Origin of the sequence: uncultured Anaerovibrio sp., from assembly GCF_947302755.1 — a bacterium.
Taxonomy (GTDB): Bacteria; Bacillota; Negativicutes; order Selenomonadales; family Selenomonadaceae; genus Anaerovibrio.
Map to the genome: position 1 here is coordinate 1 of NZ_CAMYWM010000021.1, position 26,375 is coordinate 26,375.

General features: G+C 48.8%; 23 protein-coding genes and 1 tRNA gene. 5 read left to right on the forward strand and 19 right to left on the reverse strand.

Annotation, left to right across the window (positions count from 1 at the left end):
* Positions 1–319 precede the first annotated feature (319 nt).
* The 11 genes from hemB to Q0Y54_RS03770 all read right to left on the reverse strand — a co-directional run bounded on the left by hemB (position 320) and on the right by Q0Y54_RS03770 (position 12,948).
* Positions 320–1,297 carry a porphobilinogen synthase gene (hemB, locus tag Q0Y54_RS03720; protein WP_297964420.1) on the reverse strand — a complete coding sequence of 326 codons (978 nt, stop codon included), beginning with the start codon at positions 1,295–1,297 and terminating at the stop codon, positions 320–322.
* Positions 1,297–2,814 (reverse strand): uroporphyrinogen-III C-methyltransferase, encoded by a 1,518-nt coding sequence (gene cobA, locus Q0Y54_RS03725; protein WP_297964422.1) that lies wholly within the window; start codon positions 2,812–2,814, stop codon positions 1,297–1,299. Before cobA ends, hemB begins: the two co-directional genes overlap by 1 nt.
* A 320-nt stretch (positions 2,815–3,134) precedes the next feature.
* On the reverse strand, positions 3,135–4,067 hold the full coding sequence (gene hemC / locus Q0Y54_RS03730) for a hydroxymethylbilane synthase (protein WP_297964462.1): 933 nt from the start codon (positions 4,065–4,067) through the stop codon (positions 3,135–3,137).
* Position 4,068: 1 nt separating this feature from the next.
* A complete protein-coding gene (gene hemA, locus Q0Y54_RS03735; protein ID WP_297964424.1) occupies positions 4,069–5,361 on the reverse strand; it encodes a glutamyl-tRNA reductase in 1,293 nt (430 codons plus the stop codon).
* A complete protein-coding gene (locus tag Q0Y54_RS03740; protein WP_297964425.1) occupies positions 5,324–5,992 on the reverse strand; it encodes a bifunctional precorrin-2 dehydrogenase/sirohydrochlorin ferrochelatase in 669 nt (222 codons plus the stop codon). The genes hemA and Q0Y54_RS03740 overlap by 38 nt, the downstream gene beginning before the upstream one ends.
* Before the next feature lie 97 nt (positions 5,993–6,089).
* Positions 6,090–6,761 carry a response regulator transcription factor gene (locus tag Q0Y54_RS03745; RefSeq protein ID WP_297964427.1) on the reverse strand — a complete coding sequence of 224 codons (672 nt, stop codon included), beginning with the start codon at positions 6,759–6,761 and terminating at the stop codon, positions 6,090–6,092.
* Between the two features lie 183 nt (positions 6,762–6,944).
* Positions 6,945–8,216: a type II secretion system protein GspD gene (locus tag Q0Y54_RS03750; RefSeq protein ID WP_297964429.1), complete on the reverse strand. Its 1,272-nt coding sequence runs from the start codon at positions 8,214–8,216 to the stop codon at positions 6,945–6,947.
* Between the two features lie 114 nt (positions 8,217–8,330).
* Positions 8,331–8,927, reverse strand: coding sequence for a hypothetical protein (locus tag Q0Y54_RS03755; protein WP_297964430.1), 597 nt, complete (start codon positions 8,925–8,927; stop codon positions 8,331–8,333).
* A gap of 334 nt (positions 8,928–9,261) precedes the next feature.
* Positions 9,262–10,710, reverse strand: a complete 1,449-nt coding sequence (locus Q0Y54_RS03760; RefSeq protein WP_297964432.1) for a glucose-6-phosphate isomerase — start codon at positions 10,708–10,710, stop codon at positions 9,262–9,264.
* A gap of 81 nt (positions 10,711–10,791) precedes the next feature.
* Positions 10,792–12,165 carry an MATE family efflux transporter gene (locus Q0Y54_RS03765; RefSeq protein WP_297964434.1) on the reverse strand — a complete coding sequence of 458 codons (1,374 nt, stop codon included), beginning with the start codon at positions 12,163–12,165 and terminating at the stop codon, positions 10,792–10,794.
* 24 nt (positions 12,166–12,189) lie between these two features.
* Positions 12,190–12,948 (reverse strand): YdcF family protein, encoded by a 759-nt coding sequence (locus Q0Y54_RS03770; RefSeq protein ID WP_297964436.1) that lies wholly within the window; start codon positions 12,946–12,948, stop codon positions 12,190–12,192.
* Between the two features lie 349 nt (positions 12,949–13,297).
* Between Q0Y54_RS03770 and Q0Y54_RS03775 the strand changes: the two genes are divergently transcribed.
* Positions 13,298–13,642: a cupin domain-containing protein gene (locus Q0Y54_RS03775; protein WP_297964438.1), complete on the forward strand. Its 345-nt coding sequence runs from the start codon at positions 13,298–13,300 to the stop codon at positions 13,640–13,642.
* A gap of 67 nt (positions 13,643–13,709) precedes the next feature.
* On the opposite strand, the gene Q0Y54_RS03780 is transcribed toward Q0Y54_RS03775, so the two are convergent.
* The 4 genes from Q0Y54_RS03780 to nagA all read right to left on the reverse strand — a co-directional run bounded on the left by Q0Y54_RS03780 (position 13,710) and on the right by nagA (position 18,111).
* Positions 13,710–15,161, reverse strand: coding sequence for a cell wall metabolism sensor histidine kinase WalK (locus Q0Y54_RS03780; protein WP_297964440.1), 1,452 nt, complete (start codon positions 15,159–15,161; stop codon positions 13,710–13,712).
* Entirely contained in the window at positions 15,145–15,843 is a 699-nt protein-coding gene (locus Q0Y54_RS03785) for a response regulator transcription factor (RefSeq protein ID WP_297964442.1), read from the reverse strand. Before Q0Y54_RS03785 ends, Q0Y54_RS03780 begins: the two co-directional genes overlap by 17 nt.
* A 144-nt stretch (positions 15,844–15,987) precedes the next feature.
* A complete protein-coding gene (locus Q0Y54_RS03790) occupies positions 15,988–16,866 on the reverse strand; it encodes a LysR family transcriptional regulator (protein ID WP_297964444.1) in 879 nt (292 codons plus the stop codon).
* Positions 16,867–16,935: 69 nt separating this feature from the next.
* Positions 16,936–18,111 carry an N-acetylglucosamine-6-phosphate deacetylase gene (gene nagA / locus Q0Y54_RS03795; protein ID WP_297964446.1) on the reverse strand — a complete coding sequence of 392 codons (1,176 nt, stop codon included), beginning with the start codon at positions 18,109–18,111 and terminating at the stop codon, positions 16,936–16,938.
* Between the two features lie 80 nt (positions 18,112–18,191).
* Here nagA and deoC point away from each other — a divergent pair, with 80 nt between their 5' ends.
* Positions 18,192–18,857, forward strand: a complete 666-nt coding sequence (gene deoC / locus Q0Y54_RS03800) for a deoxyribose-phosphate aldolase (protein ID WP_297964448.1) — start codon at positions 18,192–18,194, stop codon at positions 18,855–18,857.
* A 381-nt stretch (positions 18,858–19,238) separates the two neighbouring features.
* Here deoC and Q0Y54_RS03805 read toward each other — a convergent pair whose 3' ends face one another.
* The 3 genes from Q0Y54_RS03805 to Q0Y54_RS03815 all read right to left on the reverse strand — a co-directional run bounded on the left by Q0Y54_RS03805 (position 19,239) and on the right by Q0Y54_RS03815 (position 21,902).
* Positions 19,239–19,559 carry a hypothetical protein gene (locus Q0Y54_RS03805; protein WP_297964450.1) on the reverse strand — a complete coding sequence of 107 codons (321 nt, stop codon included), beginning with the start codon at positions 19,557–19,559 and terminating at the stop codon, positions 19,239–19,241.
* Positions 19,560–19,626: 67 nt separating this feature from the next.
* Positions 19,627–20,235, reverse strand: coding sequence for a hypothetical protein (locus tag Q0Y54_RS03810; RefSeq protein ID WP_297964452.1), 609 nt, complete (start codon positions 20,233–20,235; stop codon positions 19,627–19,629).
* A 356-nt stretch (positions 20,236–20,591) separates the two neighbouring features.
* The gene (locus Q0Y54_RS03815) at positions 20,592–21,902 is read right to left on the reverse strand and encodes a DAK2 domain-containing protein (RefSeq protein ID WP_297964454.1); all 1,311 of its coding nucleotides are present in this window, start codon (positions 21,900–21,902) and stop codon (positions 20,592–20,594) included.
* A gap of 168 nt (positions 21,903–22,070) precedes the next feature.
* On the opposite strand from Q0Y54_RS03815, the gene Q0Y54_RS03820 reads away from it, so the two are divergent.
* Together Q0Y54_RS03820 and Q0Y54_RS03825 are read left to right on the forward strand one after the other, a co-directional pair.
* Positions 22,071–24,692, forward strand: a complete 2,622-nt coding sequence (locus Q0Y54_RS03820; RefSeq protein ID WP_297964456.1) for a cell division FtsA domain-containing protein — start codon at positions 22,071–22,073, stop codon at positions 24,690–24,692.
* 136 nt (positions 24,693–24,828) lie between these two features.
* Positions 24,829–24,902, forward strand: a tRNA-Gly gene (locus tag Q0Y54_RS03825).
* Between the two features lie 130 nt (positions 24,903–25,032).
* Here the strand turns inward: Q0Y54_RS03825 and Q0Y54_RS03830 are convergent.
* Positions 25,033–25,398: a hypothetical protein gene (locus tag Q0Y54_RS03830; RefSeq protein WP_297964458.1), complete on the reverse strand. Its 366-nt coding sequence runs from the start codon at positions 25,396–25,398 to the stop codon at positions 25,033–25,035.
* Positions 25,399–25,770: 372 nt separating this feature from the next.
* Between Q0Y54_RS03830 and Q0Y54_RS03835 the strand changes: the two genes are divergently transcribed.
* A partial coding sequence (locus Q0Y54_RS03835; RefSeq protein WP_297964460.1) for an Rpn family recombination-promoting nuclease/putative transposase occupies positions 25,771–26,375 on the forward strand: 605 nt, incomplete at its 3' end.

Here is a 26,375-nt window from a genome sequence, read left to right on the forward strand (position 1 = left end):
GCGACGCGCAGCTAGTCCTGTAAGGGCGACGCGAAGCTAGTCCTGAAAGGGAAACGCTAATTGGATGATTTTTCTTCTAAAGAAGAAAAATTTGAACAATGGCGTTATAATTGCTTTCAGTACAGTAAGGATAATGCTGTTTTTCACGACGTCCCGGCACTAAAACTTTTGATTGCTCTTATATAGCGGCAAAAATCATAACTCGCTCCGCTCAAACATAATGATTTTTCCCACTATAATCAAGGTATAGCACTAAAAAGTTTCTTAACGTACCGTGACTAATTGTTCAACACATCATCACCCATACTTGTCTCATGTTTTACCTTTCCATAAGCCATTTGGCGGCGTCAATTGCATGATAGGTAATAATAATATCGGCACCGGCCCGTTTCATGCCAGTCAGTGTCTCCAATACAATGCGCTTTTCGTCAATCCAGCCATTGGCAGCAGCCGCCTTTACCATGGCATATTCACCGCTGACGTTGTAGCAGGCCACCGGACGGTTAATGCTTTCCCGTACCTTGGAAATAATATCCATATAGGCCAGGGCCGGCTTAACCATAATGATATCTGCTCCCTCGGCCAAATCCAGCTCAACCTCCTTCATGGCCTCCCGGCTGTTGGCCGGATCCATCTGATAGGCCCGACGATCGCCAAACTGAGGTGCCGAATCCGCCGCGTCACGGAATGGTCCATAATATCCCGATGCGTATTTTACGGCATATGACATGATAGATACATTAATAAAGCCATTTTCGTCCAATGCTTCACGAATGGCCGCCACCCGGCCATCCATCATATCCGATGGAGCGATGATATCCGCTCCGGCCCGGGCCTGACTTACAGCTACCTTCTGCAGCAGCTTTAATGTAGCATCGTTGTCCACGTAATGGTCACACAGCTGGCCGCAATGACCGTGGCTGGTATACTGGCACAGGCACACGTCGCCGATAATAACCAGCTCCGGCACCTCTTCCTTTATTGCCTTGATGGCCCGCTGAACCGGGGAGGTCATATCCCAGGCACTGGAGCCAATTTCATCCTTGTATTCAGGTAAACCAAAGACCTCCACGGACGGAATCCCCAAGGCGTAAATTTCCTTGGCCAGCTCCACGGCCAAATCCACCGAATAGCGGTAACAGCCTGGCATGCTGGAAATTTCCTCTTTTTTATTTTCCCCCGGAATTACAAACATGGGATAAACAAAGTCCTTGGCGGAAAGCTGGGTCTCCCGCACCATAGCCCGTACCTGCTCACTAATCCGCAGCCGACGCGGGCGCAGCTTCTGGTCAATCATCAAAATGCCTCCTTCATGGCCTTTACCAGGCCATCAATGGTATATTCCTTAGCCTCGATACATACCTCAAGGCCCTGTTTCTTCATGGTTTCCGCAGTAATTGGCCCAATGGCACACAGCTTGGCCCCCTGCAGCAGGCCGGTATCATTCCCCAACAGCTTCAGGAAATTGGTAACCGTAGAGGAGCTGGTAAAGGTTACGGCGTCAATACGGCCTGCCTCCAGCTCCTTCTTTATTTCCCCGGCAGCTCCATCGCCCATAACCGTCTCATAGGCCGGAACCACATCCACTTCCGCCCCGGCTTTTCGCAGGGTATCAGGAAGAATTTCCCGGGCTTCCGCTGCTCTTGGGATAAGCACCTTGGTACCTTCTGTGATTTCTCCCTGCAAAGCCTCAATAATGCCCTCCGCCTGGTAGCGGTCCGGAATTACATCAGCCGCCAGACCATGGGCCTTCAGGGCATCCGCCGTGGCCGAACCGATGGCACAGAGCTTGGCCCCCGCCAGTGCTCTGGCATCCCTGCCGGCCTTTTCCAAACGCTGCCAAAAATGCTCCACACCGTTGGCAGAGGTAAAGATAAGCCAATTATATTTATCAAGACGGGCCAAGGCCTGATCCAAAGCCTGGTAAGCATCGGCTGGTGCCTTGATGGAAATGGCCGGTGCCTCCATGCATTCGGCCCCCAGCTCCTCCAGCTTGGCAGTGAGCTTGGAGGCCTGGGCCCGGGAGCGGGTCACCAGTATCCTTTTGCCAAATAATGGCTTCATGGCCACATTATCAAACCAGGCCAAATCCTTTCTGAGCTTCACCACATCCCCCACCAGGAAAATGCATGGTGGTTTAATGGCTTCTCGCTTGGCCATATCCGCCGCATCCGCCAGGGTACTGGTCCATACCTGCTGCTTCAGCTTAGTTCCCCAACGGATAATGGCGATGGGGGTGGTGGCCGGTCGGCCGTTTTCAATGAGCTTTGATGTAATTTTCGGCAAATTGGCCACACCCATGAGGAATACAAGAGTGTCCGTGGCCTTGGCCAGCTGTGGCCAATTGATGTCCGAGGCTTCCTTGGTGGGATCCTCATGACCGGTAATTACCGAGAAGGAAGCGGCTACTCCCCGATGGGTAACGGGAATACCTGCATAGGCCGGTACAGAAATAGCGGAGGTAACCCCCGGCACAATCTCAAAGGGCAAATTGTTTTCCTTCAGAAGCAGTGCTTCCTCGCCGCCCCGGCCAAATACGAAGGGGTCCCCCCCCTTAAGGCGCACCACCGTCTTGCCCTCCTTGGCCAAATCCACCAACAGCTGACAAATTTTGTCCTGGGTCATGGTGTGCTGGCTGGAGGCCTTGCCCACATAGATGTATTCGGCCTCCTTCGGGGCATACTGTAAAATCCGCGGATCCGCCAGGCGGTCATATACTACTGTATCGGCTATTTTAAGGCAATCACAGGCCTTAATGGTTAAGAGGCGATAGTCTCCGGGACCGGCGCCAACGAGAAATACTTTTCCTGCCATATTGTTCTCCTTATGTTATCTTGACATAGGCATGGTGACCGCTGAGTTTCACGTCGGCCCAGCACTAAAATTTTTTATTGCTTTTATATAGTGGCAAAAATCATAACTCGCTTCGTCCTTACAGGACTTCGCTCAAACAGATGATTTTTCCCACTATAATCAAGGTTAGCAACAAAAAATTTCTTAACGTACTGGTCCTAATTGTTCAACTCATCAGTCACCTGCCAATATCATAACTATCATACTGAACTATTCTCTTTACTCGCGGGGAATTTTTTTCGCATGAAGCCGAAAAAGTTTCACCCCTTCTTTTATATTTATTACAAATCTATGCCCAGCTCTGCAAGAACCGTTCTTCCACCAGCTTCCAAAAGCCGATCTGCCAGCTGCTGTCCCAAGGAGTCTGCCTCCTTGGGCTGGCCCATGATGTGGTCCCGGTAGACCCTACTGCCGTCCAGGGAGGCTATAACCCCCTCCACATTGAGAACGCCATCCTCCATGGTGCCATACACACCCACAGGAACCTGACAGCCACCCTGAACCCGGTTCAAAAAAGAGCGTTCCGCCTTGGTGCAGGTCAGTGTGTCATCATCATTGAGGAAGGCCACCAGCTCATTTACCTCATTATCGTCAGCCCTTGATTCCACAGCCAGAGCCCCCTGGCCCACTGCCGGTAGACAAACCTTCTTGTCCAGCACATCTGTAATACGGCTTCCAAAGCCCAAACGCTTCAGCCCCGCCGCCGCCAGAATAATGCCATCAAAGTGCTCCTCCTCCAGCTTCCGCAACCGGGTATTCACATTCCCCCGCAGGTCACATATCGTAAGATCCGGCCGAACACTTAGCAGCTGGGCCTTACGGCGCAGGCTGGAGGTGCCGATTTTCGCCCCCTGGGGCAGCTCACTGAACAGTTTATACTTGGGACTTACCAGTACATCACCGGGATCCTCCCGGCTGGTAACCGCCGATATTTTTAGCCCCTCCAGCACCTCCACCGGCATATCCTTCAGGCTATGGACTGCAATGTCAATTTCCCCCTTAAGCATGGCTGTTTCCAGTTCCTTGGTAAACAGCCCCTTGCCGCCGATTTTGGCCAATGGGGCATCGAGGATTTTATCCCCCTTGGTGGTCATCAGCACCCGTTCCACCACCAGCCCCGGATACTGCCTTCTGAGCTGGTCGGCTATATAATCGGCCTGCCACAGGGCCAGCTGACTGCTCCGGGTACCTATTACAATTTTTTCCCTCTTTATATCACTCATCTATGGATTCCTCCTGCAGCTTAAACAGCTTACGGATGGCATATTTCAGCACCCGCTCCCGGGAAGTGCCTGCCGTATTATTAACCATGCGCATGGGATCACGCAGCAGCTTGCGCACTATCATATGGGTCATTCGCTCCATGACCTTATACTCTTCCTCACTGATGTCCGGCAGCTTGCGCATAGCCCGCTTCAGCTCCCGTTCCCGGATAAAATCCGCCTTGTCGGTAAGCTGAGCCATAACCGGCTGCATGGACAGGTAATTAAACCGCTCCAGCAGCGCATCCACCTCTTCCTGAATTATCCGCTGGGCCCTGATGGCCTCCCGCTGGCGTTCCTGAAGATTATCATCCACCACTGCTTCCAGATCATCAATATTAAACAGCTTCACCCCTGGAAGACAGCCCACCTCCGGCTCCACATCCCGGGGCACAGCAATATCAATCAGCATCAGCTGCTTATCCCCCCGGACAGCCATCACACGCATCATGTCCCGCTTGTAAATAACATAATGAGGGGCCCCGGTGGAGGTGATAATAATATCCACCTGATCCAGAAGACCAAATACGTCATTTAAATCCACGGCAGTACCACCGTATTTATCAGCCAGCTGTATGGCCCGTTCAATGTGACGGTTGGCCACATACAGCTTTTTCAGTCCCTGGCTCATGAGATGGGTGGCGGTAAGCTCCGCCATTTTCCCTGCACCAAAGAGCAGAACACTGCAGTGGGAGAAATCACCGAAGGTGCCCTTGGCCAATTCCACTGCCGCATAGCTCACCGACACGGCGTTAAAGGCAATTCTCGTCTCGGTTCTCACCCGCTTGCCGGCCGCAATAGCCCGATTGAACATCAAATTTAATATTGTACTGGTGGCCCCTGCTGCCTGGGCAATAGCATAGGCATGCTTCACCTGGCTTAGTATCTGGCCCTCGCCGATTACCAGGGAATCAAGACTGGAGGTCACCCGCAGCAAATGCTCAATACAATCCTCATCCTCATATTTGTAGGTGTATTGCTCAAAGAACTCCGGGGAGCATTCGGTGTTATTCAAATCCCCCCAAAAGCTGGCCAGCACGTTACCGCTGCCCCGTCGTACCACCGCATAAATCTCACTGCGGTTACAGGTGGACAAAACCACAGCCTCCCGGAGATGCTCATATTTATATAACTTTTTTAGGCCATCCCGGATAACCTCCGGTGAAAGGCTGAATTTTTCCCGCACAGCAACGGGAGCCGTCTTATGATTAAGACCTAGCGCGATTAATTGCATTCCTGATTTCATATTTTGCCCTATCCAATTCCTGATTATATATTAACTCGATTATATCCGGTGTCAAAGCCTGCCGCCACAGCCTTTGCCGTTGTTCACTGGTGGTTTTGCCTTCTCCCGCCCCTTCGGCAATAAGCTCCTGACGAAGGGCTTCAATGTACTCCGCCATTTCACCAAAGCCTTGATGATACCGCCTTTCCATATCCTGACGCAGCAGCCGGGTAAAGGCGGGACTGGCTCCCTCACTGGACACGGTAAGCTGCAGCCGCCCCCGTTGCACCACGCCGGGCAAGGTGAAATCACACAGCTCCGGCTCACTGGCCACATTCACCAGCATACCTGACTCTTTGGCCTCAAGAGCCGCCTGACGGTTGACCCCACGATTATCCGTAGCGCAAAAAACACAAAAAGAGCCCTCCAACAACGGCTTGCTGTAGGTCTCTTGCCTCCATGTTATTTTTCCCGCCTGGGCCAAGGCTTTAATCTGAGCCTTGACCATGGGAGCTATTACCGTTATATGGGCATTATTTTCTAATAGCCGCTGAATTTTTCTATAGGCCACCTCACCGCCACCCACCACGGTACATTGTCTGTTATCAAGCTTTAAATTTATCGGATACATTTCAGCCTCATTATTACGCAATTAAATGAACCACATTCACCTTTATAATTATACATCAACCAAGGGCAAAATAAAAGAGCCACAACAGCATGTGCTATGGCTCATGAGTCAGCCTATGTTAATCCAGCTTCAAAATATTGTGCTTCAAAACGTAAATAAGGGCCTGGGTCCGGTCATTGACATTCAGCTTGCGGAAGATGTTGGTCAGATGATTTTTCACTGTTTTTTCACTGACAAAGAGGGCCTGGGCAATATCCTGATTGCTGAAGCCCTTGGCAATACAGGACAGCACATCCAGCTCCCGGGCAGTAAGCCGCTCCCCCCGACCGGTACGCCACAGCTCCCTGGCCTTTTCGTTAATATCATCATCCACACACAGGCTGCCAAAAATCCGTTCCTCCAGCTCAGGATAAATATAAACTCCGCCCTCAGAAACAATGTGAATGGCCCTGATAAGCATATCCGGCTCCACATCCTTCAGAAGATAGCCGGAAGCACCGTTTTTCAGCATCTCCAAAACGTAATTATCATTGTCATGAATAGTCAATGCAATAATTCTGGTACTGCATCTGGCCGCCTGCAGCTGGCTGGCCACATCCACACCGCTGAGGCCGGGCATATTCAAATCCAGCAGCAATACATCCGGCTGCAAAACCAGGGTCCTGGCCAGAGTTTCCTGGCCATCCTCAGTTTCTCCCACAACCTCTATATCATCCTCGAAATTTAATACCCTTTTCAATCCCTGCCTCAAGAGAGCATGATCATCAGCAATCAAAACCCGTATTGCCATCGCTATTCCCTCACTTCATTTATTGCTAAACCTCTGTCAATAATCACCGTGCCTTCACATTATATCATACTTAACACTCTTGGTGAAGATTTTTCATGACGTGACGCTTCATAAATATTGGTTGTAGCATTACAAATTATCAAATTTCTTTGTATATTGGTGAACCCTCATTTTCCATCAATCCTATGTCTCCGGTATACCCCCAATATTATTACCATCAGACAATATATGGGCAGTAATAAAAATTGTAATTTCCTCTTCTACAGCCTTGGTGCTTGTCGACCGGAAAAAATTGCCCAATACGGGAATATCTCCTAAAAAGGGAATTTTTTGCATTTGCTTTATTTCCTCACGATTGATGAGACCTCCAATAATCAATGTCTCCCCGTCCTTCATGCGCACCCTGGTCTGGGCCGACCTCTTTTGAAAGCTGTAGGCATTCATTTCCTTCACATAGCTTGGGGCACTTACCTCAATATTCAATTGGGAATCTATATAGCCGGCGTCATTTACAAAGGGACGGCACTGGAGAATTATCCCTGCCGGCCGATATTTTATGGAGGTAGTGGTGGTGGTGTTGGTAATGGACACCTCCGGCACTGGAACCTCCCCGCCAATGTTTATTATGGCCTCCCGCCCCTGTAGGGTAACAATATTGGGTCTGGACAGCACCTTGGCCTTGCCATTGGCTATCAACATATCCAGGGTAGCATTGTAGGTAAAATCATGGGGAATTTTCGTCCATTCCCAGGTTACACCCAGCTTTTCCAGATCCTCCCGCTTCACGGCCACCACCTTGGCCTCCAGGGCTACCTGCCGGCCCGGCACATCCAATTTCCTTATCAGCCCCCGTATGGCCTGGGCCTCCTCCTCCGTACCATATACCAGCAATGATCTGGTGTTGACATCCACCTCTACCCGCGGCTCCCTGCGATTAGCCTGGGTCTTGTCCCCATTGGCTGTCACCAATGGCTTGGTTTCCTTGGCTTGCTTTTGACCCTTGCTTTGTCCGGCCGTGTCCTTTTTCATGGTCTTTGCCGAAGCTTTATCATTGGTGAGGCGATTTTGAAAATACAGCTCCGCCTCATGACGCAGCTCCTCTAAATCCCCATAGGCCACCGGCAGCACGTGAACCTGGCCCAATTGGGCAGCTATATTTTTTCCCCGGCCAATAATCAGGGTGCCATCCCGTTCACTGAGGCTGAGTCCACTGGCCAACACCAGCTGCTCTATGGCCTCCCGGGGCGAAACCTCCTGAAGGCTGACGCTTACCTGACCGCCGGCCCCGCTGTCCATTATTACATTTAGCCTGCCCTCCCGGGCCGCAAAGCGGATAAGCTCCCCCACATTGCCATTAGTCACCTGCATGGACAGGGCCTCACCATTGGCATAATCACCGGCAAAAACATTTAATGTCATCACCGCAAGCAGTACTATTATTATTTTTCTAACCACGTTCTCCTCCCATTTTCTTTCCCATTTGCTTCCCAGCATACTTGTCCTTTCGCCGGCCAAGGCCCCAGAAAACCCCAGCCCCCGCTGCGGAAAGCCATCAGCACGGACTGGGGCTTAAGGCCCTACATTTATCGCCTGTCTGCCCTGGGGAGTAACCAAAATCACCTGATTATCCCCCACGGTCTCCACCAGCAGGTCCCCCAGCCGATCCCCCGAATATAGAACATGCTGTTGTCCATCGTATTCCACCAGGGCCGCCCGGTCTTCCCTGCCCTGCAGCAGGCCCTGAACCTTGGGCTGTTTGGCGGCTGGAGCCTTGGGGGCTTTGCCGGGGCTGTCCGCTCCCTTCACCAAGGGCTTTTCCTTATTTTTTTGAGGTACCTCCAGCTCACGCTTCCTTCCTTCGGTACCCGGTATTTCTCCAAAGGGGTCATGGAGGCCTGGAAAATCCCTGGTTTCCCTTAACCCCTTTATTTCCTGAAATCCACCCTTGGCTGAAGCTCCGTCATGGGCCGAAGTACCTGCTGAAAGCGCAGTAATGGCCTGAGACGGGGGTCCCAGGCCATCAAAGGTCGTAAGGGAGAATACAGCAATGGCGCAGACTGCTGTAAATAAAGCAATCCGCGCCAGCATACATTCCCTCAATAACGTCCATAGCTGCAATACATGCCGGCCGGCCCCTTCAGCAAGGGATGATAAAAATCCCTGCATTTGTGCCACTCCTTTTCGACATATTATGCTGACAGAAAGACCATGCAAAAGGATACACGCTTGCGAATTTCCGCCATATAATACTGAATTATTTAGTGTGAAAATAAGTTATATGGTCGGGGACTGATGAGTTGAACAATTAGGACCAGTACGTTAAGAAACTTTTGATTGCTATACCTTGATCATAGTGGAAAAATCATTTGTTTGAGGGAGTCCTGAAAGGACGAAACGAGTTATGATTTTTGCCACTATATAAGAGCAATAAAAAGTTTTAGTGCTGGGCCGACGTGAAACGCAACAGTTCCCTGCCCACGGCAATAATATTAAATATGAATCACTTTTTCAGTGCCTGAAGGCTTGGCCCCATAATACGCTTATAGGCTTCAACGCCAGGCTGGTTAAAGGCATCCACATCAGCCAGCTCGCCCTCGTAAGCAATGGTCAGTGCCAGCATGTAGAGAAGCTCACCTAAATGATAGGCATCCAGCTTTGGCAATGAGAACAGGGCATTAAACCGGTTGTTGGAGGCCAGGGCATCCGCATTGGACTGACGGGCCACCTCCAAGGCCTGACTCATCTTTACCCCGGAAATATCAGCCAGCTTCTTCACCTCCGGGAAGGAATTTGGAATTACGAAATCCGTATCCCAATTTTCCACCCTGATGAACTGAACCACCTTGTTCAGCTTGCCCTCCTGATGCTGCTGGGTCTGGGCATGCATATCCGTGGTACCAACGGCCACAATCGGGGTACGGCCATAAAATACGTCCTTGCCATTGCGGTCAACCTGTTTGCCCAGGGACTCGGCCAACAGCTGAATATACCACTCGGAAACGGATTTCAGATAGTCCCCATAAGGCATCATAACTTCCATATCCCGGCCGTATTTCTCGGAAGCAATATATTTCAGCACTGCATTTAGGAGAGCCGGATTCTGCCATACGTCCTCCTGCTGACAGGCAATATCCATATCCTTGGCCCCATTCAGGAAGGCCTCAATATCAAAGCCGCAAACGGCGGCCAGCACCAAGCCCACATCGCAGAAAATAGAGAAGCGGCCGCCTACGCCATCCGGTACACTGTACTGGGGCCAATTATTGTCCATGGCCAGCTTCTTCAGGATAGTTGGCTTTTCCTCATTTGGGTCGGTAACGGCAATAACCTCCACCTCAATATCCGGATTTTTCTTCAGGGCCTCATAAATGACCATGAAATTGGACATGGTATCCAGGGTACCACCGGATTTGGAAATAACCATCAAATCCACCACCAGCTTCCGCTTGGCATGGGATTTGCTGATACGGGCCGAACGCTCCAGCTCCTTGATCAAATCCCCGGTACGCCGTGGATCAATGTTGTTGCCGCTGAAATAAATCTTTGGCATGCCTCCCCGCTCTTCAGCGGTCATGGAATTCCAAAATTCACCGCACTGTACATCAAAAATAACCTTATCCCCCAGGTAAGAACCGCCAATTCCCAGGGAAACCACGGCATCTACCCGATTTTTAACGGAGTCGGTCAATTCCTTGAGATGCTTTATGGAAGCCGGAGAATTGAGATGGCCCTCCTCCACATAAGGCAGCTGGGAAAAATATACCTTCTCCGGCGTGCCGTCCTTGGACAAATGACCGCGGATAATGCCCTCTTCCCGCATTACCTTAATGGCCTTGTTGGCTTCCTCAATTTTCCCCGCCAATTCCTTAACATCTGCCTGGGTAACCTTGCCCTCCCCCACCAAATTGGTGTAATCAAAGGTAAAGCCTGATTTTAATTTTAATTCCATAAATAAATCCCCCCTAATATGTCATTCACCTAATACTTTTCTCTACGAAAGGAAAAAATCCTTGTTATTAAAAAAATATTTTTAGAAAATCTCCTTTTCCCGTTCCCGCTTAATCTGGTGGATTTTTTTCTTCATTCGGCGCAAGGTATAATAATAAGCTATAGCCAATGGTATACAGGAGCCGAACCAGGCCGCCGGACTGGCAATGGTGGCTCCCCAAAAGCCCAGGGTATCCACGAAGCACAGGCCCACGATGGCCCGCATAACCAGCTCCATAATACCGGCAAAGGTTGGCACAAAGCTCTGGCCCAGCCCCTGAAGGGTATTGCGGTAAATAAACAGAAGGGCCAGCACCAGATAGCAGGCACTGGTGGTCACCAGATAAACATGGCCCAGCTCAATAACCTCCTGCTCCTCGGCCCCCACAAACAGCTCCATGAACTCCGAACCAAAAAATACATTGAAGATTCCCACTGCAATACTGAAGGCCCCGGACATGATAATACACTGATTGACCCCCCGCTTAATCCGGGCATACTTGTTGGCTCCGTAATTCTGGGCGGTATAGGCCGCCATAGCAATACCAAAGGACATCATGGGCATAAGGGCGATGGTTTCCACCTTCTGGGCCGCCGCAAAGGCCGCCACCGCCACTGGGCCCAGCCTGTTCAGGGCCATCTGCACAATAATAGTACCCAGGGCAATAATGGAGGTCTGGAACGCCATAGGCAGGGCAATAACCATGTGCTTTTTCATGAAATCCCAATTCAGATACTGCCAGTCCCGGCGACGAATACGAAGATAGGGTACCCGTTTATAAATATAGGTCACCACAATAATCCCACCGATAAACTGGGATACCAATATACCATAGGCCGCACCGGGAATTCCCCACTTAAACACCAACAGGAAAATGGGCTCCACAATAATATTTATGCACAGGGCCGTGGCCAAAATATAGGTAGGTCCCCGACTGTCCCCCAAGGCCCGAATGAGATTGGCTTCCAGCATAAAGACCACGGTGATGGGAATACCGGCGCAGACAATGGAAATAAAGTCCACTGCCCCCTCCAGAATTTCCGGCGGTGTATCCATAAAAATCAATATGTCCCGGGAGAAAATATAGCCTGCTATAGCTAAAACAGCCCCCACCAGCAGGCCCAGCACCAGACATGCGACTGCACTGTGATGGACCCCCTCGTAATCCTTGGCTCCAAACCGTTGACCGGTAAAGATCGACAAGCCCGATGATAAACCGATGACAAAGCCTACTGTAAGAAACATGATACAGCCGGTACAGCCTACGGCGGCCAGGGCCTCTACCCCCAGGAACCGGCCCACAATCAGGGTATCGACAAAGCCGTACAGCTGCTGGAAAATATTACCACCAATCAAAGGCAAGGTAAAAAACAATATCAGCTTGGCCGGATTACCCTCAGTTAATTTTTTCGTCATTATAAGTCCTTACTTTCTATGTTATCAATAGCCCAGATATCTGGTCACCACACCTCTGAGCTTTTCCTGCATAAAAATCACACTGTCACTCAACGCATCTGCATTTGGACGAAGCCGGTTCACGTTAAACCGCTGGGGCCGGTTGGTACGGAAATCCGCTGGTGCGGGGATTACTTCCATTCCCTCCTGGGCGAAATTCAACACAGAACGGTCCATGTGAAAGGCCGAGGTCACCAAAATCGGCTTACTCCAGCCCTGGTCCCGGATTATTTTACAGGTATACAACGCGTTCTGCCGGGTATTAAGGCTCTGATCCTCAATAAGGATTTTTTCCTCAGGAACTCCCAAAAGGACCAGCTCCCGAAGGGCAATATGGGCTTCGTTGCCGCTATCGTCATAAACCTGACCACCGCTGACAATAACGGGCAGCCCGGTCTGCTTATACAGCTGGGCCACCAGAGCCATACGGCTGCCGGCCGCCCCGGACAGGGTTCCCTCACCAGCCAGGGAGGGAGTGCCGGACAGGGCTCCGCCCCCCAGCATTACAATACAATCCCCGGCCAAGCTGTGGGGCATGGAATACTTATTTTCCAGGGAACCTATAAGCAGGCCGGAGATCCAGAAGGTGGACAACAAATAAAAAACCACTGTCACCGCCCCAATAATGGCGGCAGCCTTTTTTTCCCTTTTGCGCCAAAGCCATATTCCCATTGCCAGAAATATTAAAATAAATATTCCCGGCGGCATGAGAAGGCTGGCACCAAATTTTAATATATAAATCATAGTATACTCCAATAGAACTTTAAGAATAATTAGATGGGCAGGGGACTGCTGAGTTGAACATTGAGTCCCAGTGCGTTAAGAAACTTTTTATTGCTATACCTTGATTATAGTGGGAAAAATCATCTGTTTGAGCGACGCGAAGCCAGTCCTTTAGGGCGAAGCGAGTTATGATTTTTGCCACTATATAAGAGCAAGAAAAAGTTTTAGTGCTGGGACGGCGTGAAGCTCAACAGTCCCCTGCCCAAAATTTTTCTTCTAAATAGAGGAAAAATTTGAACAACTACGTTATAATATACCATAAGTGAGATAATATGGTTATCATATTGTGTAATAAAGGAGAGATAAAACTATGCAAACATTGACAAGCAACATCGTAAAGGCTGAGAACAAGGCTGGCGGCAAGGGAACCATTACCATCGAAAAGCTCTTGGGTGAAAAGGAGCTGGGTGGCAACGATATGTTCGCCAAGGTAACCATTCCACCTGGATGCTCCATTGGCTACCATGAGCATCACGGCAATGCGGAAACCTACCACATTCTCCAGGGGGAGGCCATATACAACGATAACGGCAAGGAAATGACCATCGGTGTGGGCACTACCACCTACTGTCCGGATGGGGAAGGCCATGGCATTGAAAATGCGTCCTCTGACAAGGACCTGGTATTTATGGCCCTTATTTCCAAGACTCTGTAATAAGCTGCGTATAAACATCTTAAAGCCCGCTCTGCTGCACTGCAGAACGGGCTGTTTATTTTGTCTATTAAGCTTCTTCCTCCAGGCAGGGTATCATCAAAATAAACTTCGTTCCCTTACCCAGCTCACTTTCCATGGAAATACCTATGTCGTGGTTATCGGCAATCCACTGGGCAATGGACAGGCCCAGCCCGGTTCCTCCAGGCTGCCCCGCCTCCTTGGTCCGGGAGCTGTCCACCCGATAAAAGCGCTGGAAGATTTTTTCCTGATCCTCAGGGGCAATGCCAATACCATTGTCGGCGATTTCCAGACACATATACCGGGGTATGGCATGGCTGTCAATGGTGATGGTCCCTCCCTCAGGAGTATATTTTATACCGTTTTCCAAAAAGATGCGGACAAGCTCCTTCATGATGACCTTATCCCCCATAATATAGCCCTCATCGTTGCTCAGGAGGTTTACGTTATGCCTGGTGGCCGTCAGCTTCAGCTTTTTATATACATCCTCCACCAGCTCACTAAGCTCCAGGGGAACCTTATTTACTATTTGCCGGTTTTGGTCGGCCCGGGCCAAAAACAGTAGCTTTTCGATGAGCTCCTGCATGTCCCCCGCCTCAGTCCTTATGGCAGTTATTCCCTCAGTAAGGGTGGCCTCATCCGATTGGCCCCATCGGCTTAGCATATCGGCATAGCCCTTTATAACCGTCACCGGGGTTCGCAGCTCATGGGAGGCGTCGGAAACAAACCGCTGCTGCTGCTTAAAGCCTTCCTCGATGCGGTCCAGCATTCGGTTAAAGGTGGTAGCCAGCTCGGTCATTTCATCGTGACTTGGCGGTACCTCCATACGGGTACTGAGGTCACTTACCTCGATTGACTTAGCGGTACTGATAAAATCACGCAGTGGCCTGAAGGCCCGCTTAATACCGATATAAACAATCAGCACCACCAAAAAAATTCCCAGGGCACCGCCCAGCACCAGCCATTCCTGCATCTTGGCCAGCATCGGCCGCTCCGCCGTAATAACCCGGCTAAAAATCAGGGTATAATGATGGCCCTTATATTCCATGGGCATCTCATGATGATAAATCATAAAATGCTTCAGGCGCACCAGCTTATACTTGTCGGAAGCCCAAAACATGCCATCATCCACCACATTGTCCCGCAGCACCTCCACGGCAGCGAAGTGCTTATCTGTATCATATATGATATTTCCCGATTCATCGGCTACACGGAGCACTACCCCAGGCAGCAATACCTCTTCGGTGGCCTCATGGGGCTTTTCCTCGGCCTGACTCATAAATTGGGGGTCATTCATTTTATCCAGGGCGATTCCCACGCTGATGGTCATTTCCGTCTCCGCCTGATGATAAATAATGTAGTACATCCCCATAACAGAGGCCAGGCAGGCACAGCCCAGCAGAATGGTAATCACTGCCGCATACACCAGGGTAAGACGGGTGGAAATTTCCCATTCCTTCGGATTGATTATCCTCTTCCAGAGACTAGTCTTTGACGACATAGCCTACCCCCCGCATAGTATGAATGTATTTTTCATTAAACTTGTCATCCAGCTTGGACCGCAAATAGCGGATATACACATCCACCACATTGGTATCACCCATATAATCATAGCCCCACACCTGGGATAAAATCTGATCCCTGGTAAGGACGCTGCGCTTATTGCGGATAAGGTACTCCAGAAGATCAAACTCCTTTTTCGTAAGCTCCACCAGCACATCATCCACCATCACCTCATGACGGGCAATGTTCATGGTGAGATTTTTTAATTTCAGCTCCTCGCCGGCAGACGGCTCCCCGGCATTATCAGCTGCAGTACGCTTCCTGAGGGCCACCCGCATCCGGGCAAATAATTCCGGAATAGCAAAGGGCTTGGTAATATAATCGTCAGCCCCGATATCCAGCCCCTGAACCTTGTCATTAACATCATCCCGGGCCGTAAGCATAATAATCGGTATATCCGACAGCTCACGCACCTTCCGGCAAATTGTGAGTCCGTCCATATCCGGCAGCATAACATCCAGCAGCACCAAATCAAAATTCCCCTGAACAATGCGCTCATAGGCCCGGCTGCCGTTTGATTCCGTCTCCGTCGTAAACCCCTCATGCTCCAGCTCCATTTGCAGGAAACGGGCGATACGGGTTTCATCCTCCACGATAAAAATCTTTTTTCCCTCAGCCATATTAATCCCTCTCTAAACCTTCATTTACCCTATGCCAACGGTTGCCGGGGCTTTCACCTTGCAGTGGAATACAGGCTCCCGCAGGGCTGATTTATTCGCCAAAAACCAATGATAGTCTGCCGCTCAAGCTGTATAAGTTGGATTTTACTTAACGTATTTCTGACGGAACATTTCGATAAAGTGCTGACAGCTGCTGGACAGAGTGCGGCTCTTTAGCCATGATACCACTGTATGGGTATAGATTTCCGCCTCCTCCAGATGCTTGAAAACAATATCATCAGACCGCATCAGGCTCTTGGCCGACAATGGAACCAGGGATATACCAATTCCCCGCTGGGTCCACAGCATATTCTGAATCTGGCTGTCGCTGACGCTTAAAATATTTGGCTCAAATTTCGCCTTCTGACAATGGGACATAAAGGCCGTCTTCCAACGCAGCGGCACCAATAATGGCTTATCCTTCAAATCCTGAATATGGATATATTCACTGTCCGGATCATCGCAAAAGCTCTTGTGCATAGCCAACACCAGTGGCTCATCCGGCAAAATAATGGACTCATAGGAGGCATTATCCACCTGGGTACGGGTAATGGCAATCTCAATAATATGACTGTCCAGGAGCTCCAGCATCCGGGCTCCCTCCCCCTCCCATACCTGAAAGGTAACCAGGGGATACTTCTTGGTAAAATCCTCCACCAGCTCAGGAATAAGCATAGAGCCCGAGGAGGTAATGGTGCCCAGCTTGATGGTTCCGGCTACACCGGAGCCAATATCGATCAGCTCCCGCATGGTGCCATCCACCATGCCCAATATATGCTTCACCCTGGAATACAGCAGCATACCGGCATCCGTCAGGCGGATTCGGCGACTGCCCCGTTCAAACAGCTTTACCCCCAGGGAGAGCTCCAATCGCTTCATCTGGCGGCTGAGGGCTGGCTGGGCCACATTAAGACGAATGGCCGCATGACTGATGTTACCCTCTTCCACAATGGCGTAAAACGCCTGCATATCCTTAATTTCCATATTATCATACCTTCCAAATACAAGAATATATTACATATATAATATACTTTTATGAAGTTCTATGCAAATTTATTTCAAATATATAATGTTTCCTGCACGAATTGTTATAGTAATATTTAGCCTTCCATCAAAAACATCAAAAACTGCAAAGTCAGCCTGCTTTCCCACCTGAATGCTGCCCAATTCAGCATCAACCCCTATGGCCCGGGCCGGGACTATAGTGGCACATTCCACCGCCTGCCATACAGGAATATGAACATTTTGGGCGTAGTTATATATTCCCCTGTCCATGGTAAGCACACTGCCGGCAATGATTCCATCTGCCAGCAGGGCCTTTGCCCCCTTGACAAACACCCTCTGGTCCCCCAGCTCCGATTCCCCATCTCCAAGGCCACAGGCCCGCATGGAATCGGTAATCAGTACGGTCCCTTCCTTGCCCTTTACCCTGTGCACTATACGCTGGGCACCAGGCGCCACATGAAGATTATCCGTTATCAGTTCACAAAAGGCATGGGAATCCAGGGCAGCCCCCACTACTCCGGGATGGCGATGATGCAGTCCCGTCATGGCATTAAATAGATGGGTAATATGGGTGGCCCCCTGATTATTAATGGCATTTATGGCACAGTCATAATCTGCTGCAGTGTGGCCCAGAGCCACCCTAATCCCCGCCTCCCGGCACCTGGGTATGAACTCACTGTCCGTTGGCAGCTCCTCCGGGGCAATGGTGATAAGCTTTATTATATCGCTATACTCCTGTATAAGGCCGAAATCAGCGGTGCGGATATGGCTGGCCTTTTGGGCTCCCTTGTGACTTTCACTGATAAAGGGCCCCTCCATATTGGCCCCCAAAATTCTGGCTCCCTCCCTATGGGACATGGCCTTACGGACCGCCTGCAGGCTTTCATAAATCCGGGGCATATCATAGGTCATGGTGGTGGGCAGCATGGAGGTGACCCCTGTAGTCCCCTGAAACAGGGCCATTTTCCTTAGACTCTCCTCCCGGCAGTCCATGGTATCAGCCCCTGCACAGCCATGGATATGAATATTTATAAAGCCGGGAGCCACATACTGTCCCTGGGCGCAATATACTTCATCAAAGGACTCTCTGCCCCGCCTTTCATATTCTTCCCCGGTGATAATTTCCCGAATGACCTGGTCAAATACCACCACTTTATTGTCCTCCACCTGAAAATTTCCCTGCTCATCAGGGATTATCAGCTTGCCATTTACGATTGCCTTCATGATTTTCACCTTATTTTTATACTATGCTATAATAAAATATCCACAAATAAATATAACACGATGGAGGAGGATTTTCTATTATGAAAGGTGCTGAAATTTTGTCCCATGTGGACCATACCCTGTTAAAGCCCACTGCGACCTGGGCACAAATAAAAGAGCTATGCCAGGAGTCCATCACCTATAAAACGGCCTCTGTGTGTATTCCCGCCAGCTATGTGGCACCGGTACACGAGGAATACGGCGATAAAATTACTATTTGCACGGTCATCGGCTTTCCTTTGGGCTATGACAGCGAGGAAGCAAAAATAACGGCAGCTGCCCAGGCCATAAAAGATGGTGCAAAAGAAGTTGATATGGTCATCAATATTACTGATGCCAAAAATGGTGACTTTGAAAAAATAACAGCAGAAATCGCCGCTATCAAAAAGGCGGTGGGAAATAATATTCTGAAGGTTATAATTGAAGCCTGCTACCTTACGGAGGATGAGAAGAAGGCCCTGTGCAAATGCGTTACCGAGGCCAAGGCTGATTTTATAAAAACCTCCACCGGCTTTGGCACTGGGGGAGCCACTCATGAGGATATTCAGCTCTTTTCCGCCAATATCGGTCCAAAGGTGAAGATGAAGGCCGCCGGCGGCATCCGCACCCTGGAGGATATGAAGCAGTATCTGGCTGAAGGCTGTGAGCGCATCGGAGCCAGTGCCGCTGTGGGGCTTCTAAAGGATAAGATGGATTCAGAGGTTTAAGTAATAAGCAAGATGAAAGCATAGGGGCTTTCATCAGCCCTTACAACGAAATCTAGAGCTCATCTGCATCCTTCGGATTTGCTTCGCTAAGATTTCATAGTAAAAATCTACAAAAGGGACTGGTGGATTTCACGCCGTTCCAGTACTAAAAATTTTTCTTGCTTTTATATAGCGTGAAAAATCATAACTCGCTTCGCTCAAACAAATGATTTTTCCCGCTATAATTAAGGTATTGCAACAAAAATTTTCTTAATGCACTGTCTCTCAATGTTCAATCCACCAGCACCCTTTTCAAACATTATTCCAATAATTACATAAAAAAGACAGGTAAGAATTATAAGGTTGCCTTAAAACTCTATACCTGTCTTTTTAATATTCAACTTAATCCAAGGTCGGGTGCGCCTTTACGTACTCCACGGGACGGCTCCAGTCCACGTGGACCTCGGTGTTCTCCCATAATCTGGTGAGCACGGTCTGGAAGCTTCTTACGTCTGCCAAAGGATCGAAGGTTTCCTCGGTAAAGTCCAGCAACGACTCATGAGGCACCCTGATTACGTGTTTCTCGCTTAGGAATTTCTCAGCATCGGCCACAGCCTTTTCATCATCCAAAAATACCTTTACGGTCTTGGCCTCGGTATCATACTCCACCCAGCCGTTAACCCCACGACAGCTTACGGCCACGCTGTATATTTTATCATCCATAATTATTCTCCTTTATATTTTTAACACTAAAACCGATGTTTCACCATATCAATCAGATATAACCCAATCAATTAAGCTTGGTATCAGAGGTATACACCGCTACCTTCTTGAAGAACCGCTTGTTGATTTCCATTACCTCATGGGCCGGCATCCGATAGAACTTTACACGACCGGCCTCCAGCGGTTGTGGAAGACTGGATGGCTTGGAAATCTCAATCCACCGATATGGCGCAGGATTCCCCTCCTCATCCTCATCATAATAAAGAGTATCCTCCGAACGCGGCTCCTCACTGCCATCACACATTGGGAAATTCAGCTTAATCTGCTCAATGAACATGAGACAGGTTTCCTCGGACATATCCAGGGTCCCTTCCCTGGTTTCGTCATCGCCATTATAGGCAGCAATAAAAATCGCCTTGCCCCAAATAATCTGATCGCTGTCAGCCCCAGGGAAGCGGCGGTTTGGCTTCATGCCCAGAACTGCTGCCAAATCATTAACCAGAATAAACAGGGAAATCCCCGGCTGAATCTGAAAAAATTCCACAGCACCATAGTTGCCCTCCAAGGTATCCTTGATGGCCTCATCATGGGGGCCATGGGCTGCCGGAAGCTTGATAATAGACGGGTCCTTGCCTGGTTCAATCAATATGGCACGCATCAGCTGCTGGTTACTCATCCTTATATCTTCCTTCCTAAATCAGCATATCGGTGGTTTGACCACACTATTCTTTAATCTTACCCATGTTTTAACTGTTTTGTCAAGTCTTGTTATTACCTTAAACCTATGGTATTATACAGCTAAAGAGGGATAATCTTCTTTGACCGTAGCATCCATTCATTGTCTAGCCGACTCTTTTTCATAAGGGAATCTGATTTTGTGCAGCAGATGCTGGATCGTCTCCGAACGAATAGCAGAACCTGTTACTTAGGATACCCACTTTAACATACAGGTTTAGCCTGTTGGACTACGGCATATGCGGATCCCGCTTTCGAGGAGCTGTTACTTCGGTAGCAGCTCCTTTCTTATATTGTTTAATATTTTTTGTTTAATTTATCCTGGGCTATACGCCGGATTGCCTCCCGCATTTGGGCCACATTTTCCTCCACGGAAAGCTCCGGGAAAAAGGCCCGCACCGCATAAATCTGCTCATCATGGTTATTGGCCACCACCACGCTGACCCTATCCCCCATGATGCGCTTGACCTGGTGCATTACAAGGCGGAGATGCTCTGTGTCAGTCAGCAAAATATATTTATTGGCAATATCGCTGTGAGCTGCATTGACAATTTCCTCCACCGACGGTCCGGATGGATCGCTGCCATCAATGATAACCATGGCCCCCGCCTCCTGCAGCTTGTGGGCCCATTCCTCATCTGAGGCCACCGTAAGAAGGGCCTGGGGCATTATGCAGGCCTGCTGAACCATGGCCATGGCATGGGGCTCAGCCATAATATTAATATGAATTTCCCCCACATGACCCCAGGCTACAGCCCGTTCCAAAATGGTTCCCGGGTGCTCAGAGTGCACATGGATAAATATGGTCTTAAAACGGCGCTCCACCACCACAAAATTGCCTATTTCCTGAAGCTCCTTTTCAATCAGGGGAACAGACAGCTTGGGATTGGCCACCAAAAAGCTGACACAGTACGGCCGCGCCTTGTCCTTCAGCGGGCTGACAATGCCTCTGGCCTCATACATTTTTTTGCTCACATCAATGGGTGGAAGGTTTAAATCCCCGGTCAGGCCACGCAAACAGCCCTCCAAAAAGACCTGCAGTATCTGCTCACCACAATCAAGGCGATCGGACTTGTTCTCACGGCTGGCTTTTATGGCCGCCATGAGAATATCACTTATATTTTTACCGGATTTTACTGCATCATGGGCTCCTCTGGCCACTACCTTGGATGCCACAATAATTGGCCGATTTTTCTCGTCGGGAACGGCCTTCTGGGCATAGAGAATGCCATACTGAAAGGCCTTGCCAAACTCCCGGGAGGTGGCAGTATATTTCCCGATAAGCCCCTTGGCCAGGCCGCGCATAATTTGGGACACAAGAACCCCAGCGTTACCACGGGCCCCCAGAACAGAAGCATCCGCCACCCGTCTGGCCAGGCCCCCAATGCTTTCGTTCACCGCCTCCTGCAGTGGTATAAGGGCCGCCCCCATGGTCCGAAGAACATCAGAGCCTGGATTGCCTGAATAAAAAAATGTACTGGATTCCTTTAGGGCATTTATATTTTCAAATTCGGCGAGAAATTCTCCATAGGCACCTATAACCATGCGTCTGTAGTCATTTCCCGTAATCATTTCCCCTGTGTTATCATTATCAATCGTATCTGTCATTTTAAAACTAATGCCTCCATACCAGCATAGTGACTTTATCAGCTTACCAAAATCATATATAATAGTAATGAGTTTTGCAAATAAAAAAAGGATTCTATTGTGTTATTCTAGAAATATCTCAAGAAACCTTTTTTGAAGTCTAATTTTTAAGCAAATGAGGGTTATATAATGGCAAAAACCGTGACCAAGGAAGCTAATAATACAAAAGAACAAATCGAAAAAAAAACAGTGACCAGAACAACCAAAAGGTCCAAACGGGCTGACACAGAGGAAATTGTTCCAGAGGTTTCGGCTGTACCGGCAGCAGAGGCCAAGGCAGCTGATGAGGCTGAAAAGCCCCCCAAGAAGACCACCAAAACACGAGCTGCCAAAAAACGCAGTACCAAAAAGAAGGCTGCTGAACCTAAAAAGGAGCGAAAGGAACGAATTTTTGCCCTGGATATTGGCACCAGAAGTGTTATAGGCATAGTGGCGGAAAAGGAGGCCGATGGCCTGAAAATCGTTGCCACCGAGCGGCAGGAGCATAAAACCCGTGCCATGCTGGACGGGCAGATTCACGATGTACCTCAGGTAGCAGAAATTATCGACAGTGTAAAAAAGGCTCTGGTAAAGCGTACCGGCCAGCTGAAAAGTGCCGCCGTGGCGGCTGCCGGCCGTGCCCTGTATACCATGACCGCTGACGCTGATATGGAAATCAACGGCATCATCACCCCGGAGCAGGAGCGAGCCCTGGATTTTGCCGGCGTACAGGCTGCACAGGCCAAGCTGGCGGCCTCCAAAACCATCGATGATCCCACCAAATATTATTGTGTTGGGTACAGTACTATCAAATATGATTTGGATGGTACCCAGCTGAAAACCCTGGTGGGACAGCGGGGCCGGGTAGCCAATGCCACCGTCATCGCCACCTTCCTGCCCCGTCAGGTTATTGACTCCATGCATTCGGCACTACAGGCCACTAAGCTGGATATGCGGGCCCTTACCCTGGAGCCGATTGCTGCCATCAACGTGCTGATACCGCCGACAATGCGCCACTTAAATCTGGTGCTGGTGGATATTGGTGCCGGGACCTCCGACGTGGCCATAACCAAAAATGGCTCTGTCATAGCCTATGGCATGGTACCCCAGGCCGGTGACGAAATTACTGAGGCTATCTCCCAACGCTTCCTGTTGGACTTCAACGTAGCCGAAAAGCTAAAACGTGACGCCGCCCATGGCAAGGATGTGCAATTTACCGATATTCTTGGAGTGGAGTATAATCTTTCCGCCAAGGAAATTCTGGAGCCTGTTCTACCAAACATCAAGAGCCTGGCCGAATCAATTGCCAAGCAAATCATGGAGCTTAACGGCAGCGATCAGCCCCAGGCCGTCATTATGGTAGGCGGTGGAGCCCTGACCCCACATTTGGCGGACTATGTCAGCGAGGTTCTGGGATTGGCCCCTGGACGCGTGGCCGTCCGTCATCCGGAAAAAATTGACGGAATTCTGGATATTCCTGAAGAGCTGAAGCTGCCGGATGCAGTGACGCCACTGGGTATTTTAAAGGTTGCCGCCCTGACCTCCCTTCATTTTATGAGAATTTTTGTCAACAATGACGAATACAGCCTCTTTAATTTCAGGGAGCTTACCGTATCAGACGCCTTGCTGAATGCCGGTATTCAGCTAAAGAAAATGAACGGACGTCCCGGTCTTGGGGTAATGCTCACCATAAACGGGGACAATAAATTTATCCCGGGTACCATGGGCACCATGGCCCAGCTCAATATAGACGGTCGTCCGGCTACCCTTGACACGGTGGTAAAGGAGGACAGCCGCATCGAAATTATCAAAGGAAAGGATGGAATCCAGCCAGAGGTGACCATTAACGATGTGTTGGATATACCGCCTTCCTACAACGTGTATATAAATGGCGAGGAACGCAATATTGATGCCCAATTCACCATAAATGGCCAGCCAGCCGAACCGGGCCAGCTGTTGATGGATGGGGACATTATCACCAGCAAGGATACCCGTCTTTTGGGTGAAGTGCTTAATTCCCTGAATATGCCGCCTATGGGCCGGAAGATAAAATATACCCTAAACGGCAAGGAATCCCAATATACCATTTCCCCAACTATACTGCTGAATGATAATCCGGCCACCCTCTCTACCGAGGTACATGAAAATGATTATATCGAATATATTGAATCCGAGGAACCTAAGCTGGGCAATATCCTCAATTTGTCTGAGCTGGATGCTACCCTGGTAATCTACTACGAGGGACAGGAGCACAAGATTCCTTCTGCCACCGTTTCCCTGGAGGTAAATGGTCATCCGGCCAGCACAGGCACTATTATTGACGATGGGGCTGAGGTCCGCTACATGAAATCCCTTCGTGGCACAACCACCATCAGCGATGCCCTGTTGGCCGTTGGCTTCCAGCCACCGGCCGCCTCCTCCAGAAAGACCTTTACTATTTTGGTAAACAACCAGCCGGTAAACTTCACCGACCCAATTAAAAATGGAGATACCCTTGAGGTTATTATTTCCGATATTGAGCCACTCCATCATATCACCAGCCCAACTGGTGATACAGACAGTGACAGTCCAAAGGCCCCAGCCAAACCCCAGCTGGATGCCAACGGTATGCCAATATCCCCAACAGAAACCTCCTTTGCCGCCCCGCCAATGACGGAGGCCGCCAAACGGGATCAGGAACGGCTGGCCGATAAAATAAACAGCATCCCGGGATTAAGTGCAGCTCTAAACAGCAGCCGAAATAGTACCAAGAGCCCTTTCCTTGATGATTGAGCCTGGTAATGGCTGTGACCGCCACATTGCCAAGCCCTCACCCTGGAGGAGGCAGACCTGTCCCCCGGTAATATCAAATATTTTTTATATTTTTGTGGAAAAATTTGGAAGTTTGGTTTATAATATTAAATTGAGCGCGGGCGTAGTTCATTGGTAGAATGAAAGCTTCCCAAGCTTTAGAGGGGGGTTCGATTCCCCTCGCCCGCTCCAAAAAGAAATTTAGGCCCTATGACAGAAGATGTCATAGGGCCTTTTTGTATTGCTAAAAATTGTAATTATCGATGATTCATTCCCCTAGAGGCAATTAAACTGTACATCCTTAGCGGGTATTTTATCTACTTTATTCTTTATCTCCATTATTATCTTCTTTAGAAGCAGTGCCACCTGTAGCTTGAAGCTCTTGTTTAGCATTATCACCCTCAGGATTTTTCTTTCTCTTTACAAGATAATAACCTATTCCACCTACTGCCAATACATCCGGCAAATATGGACAATTCTGCTCAATCCACGTCAAAGGATAAGCGATAACGCCTACAATAAACATCGAAACAAAGCCTGCTCCAATAATCGTTCCGTACCAGCTTTTCCACATAGCACCGTCACCGCCATATATATAGACGAATTTATTTCGCCACCACAATGTGATAATGATGGTAAGTGCAATCCAAACTATAAAGGTTCCACCAATCAACAATTTAATAAGCATTTTTACATATCCCCCTTCTTGTTCTGTGACATCAACCAGTGAGTGCCTACATTTATACTATACAAAATATCATATTTAGCACTTGTATAGGTTCCCCTGGGGGACACGATTTATACATACTTTATTCAGTTTATATATTAACATCTGATATCTGATATCTGATCAGATATTACCGAAAAATATTGTGTGTTTCTATCGTAATAATTTCATATTATTTATAAAAATATTCAAATATTATTTTGATTTTATCGCGTTTTTGTTTTATAATTTAAATATATAGCTATTTCATATTTAATATTGTTACAACATACTCTTTCTACCCCAACATTTATTTTCATGCTATACTTTATTTGACGCAAAGGAGATTGACCAATGAAAGACCAGCGTGCTATCGTACATCAGCAAATCGAAAATGACATTGCCAACAAGAGATACAATCCCATGAACGATGTCCTTTTCAAATTCATCTTCGGCAGAGATGAGAGGAAGAATATCACCATCGACCTACTGAATGCCATATTAAATCGTACCGGAAAGCAGGCTATCAAGGACATTCAGTTTAAGAACAGTGAAATTGTTCCATTTTATGAGGATGACAAGCTAACCCGGCTGGACATATTCTGCATAACAGAGGACAAAACCCAAATTGATGTGGAGGTTCAACTGATTAACAAGAAAAATATGGAGAGGCGCAGTCTTTTTTACTGGTCACAAATGTATTTAATGGGGCTTAATAAGGGAAAGGACTATATAACACTCAATCCTGCCATTACCATTAATATCCTGGGGCATACGATTTTCCCTGAGGAACCGCTTCATTCAATGTACAGTATATATAATATTGAAACCGGCCGCCGTCTAAACGAGGATATGGAGCTTCATTTTATCGAAGTACCAAAATTCAAGAAAAAACCTGTTGGTGAAATGACCCGCATGGAACGATGGCTGGCCTATTTTTCAAACGAGCTGGATAATAC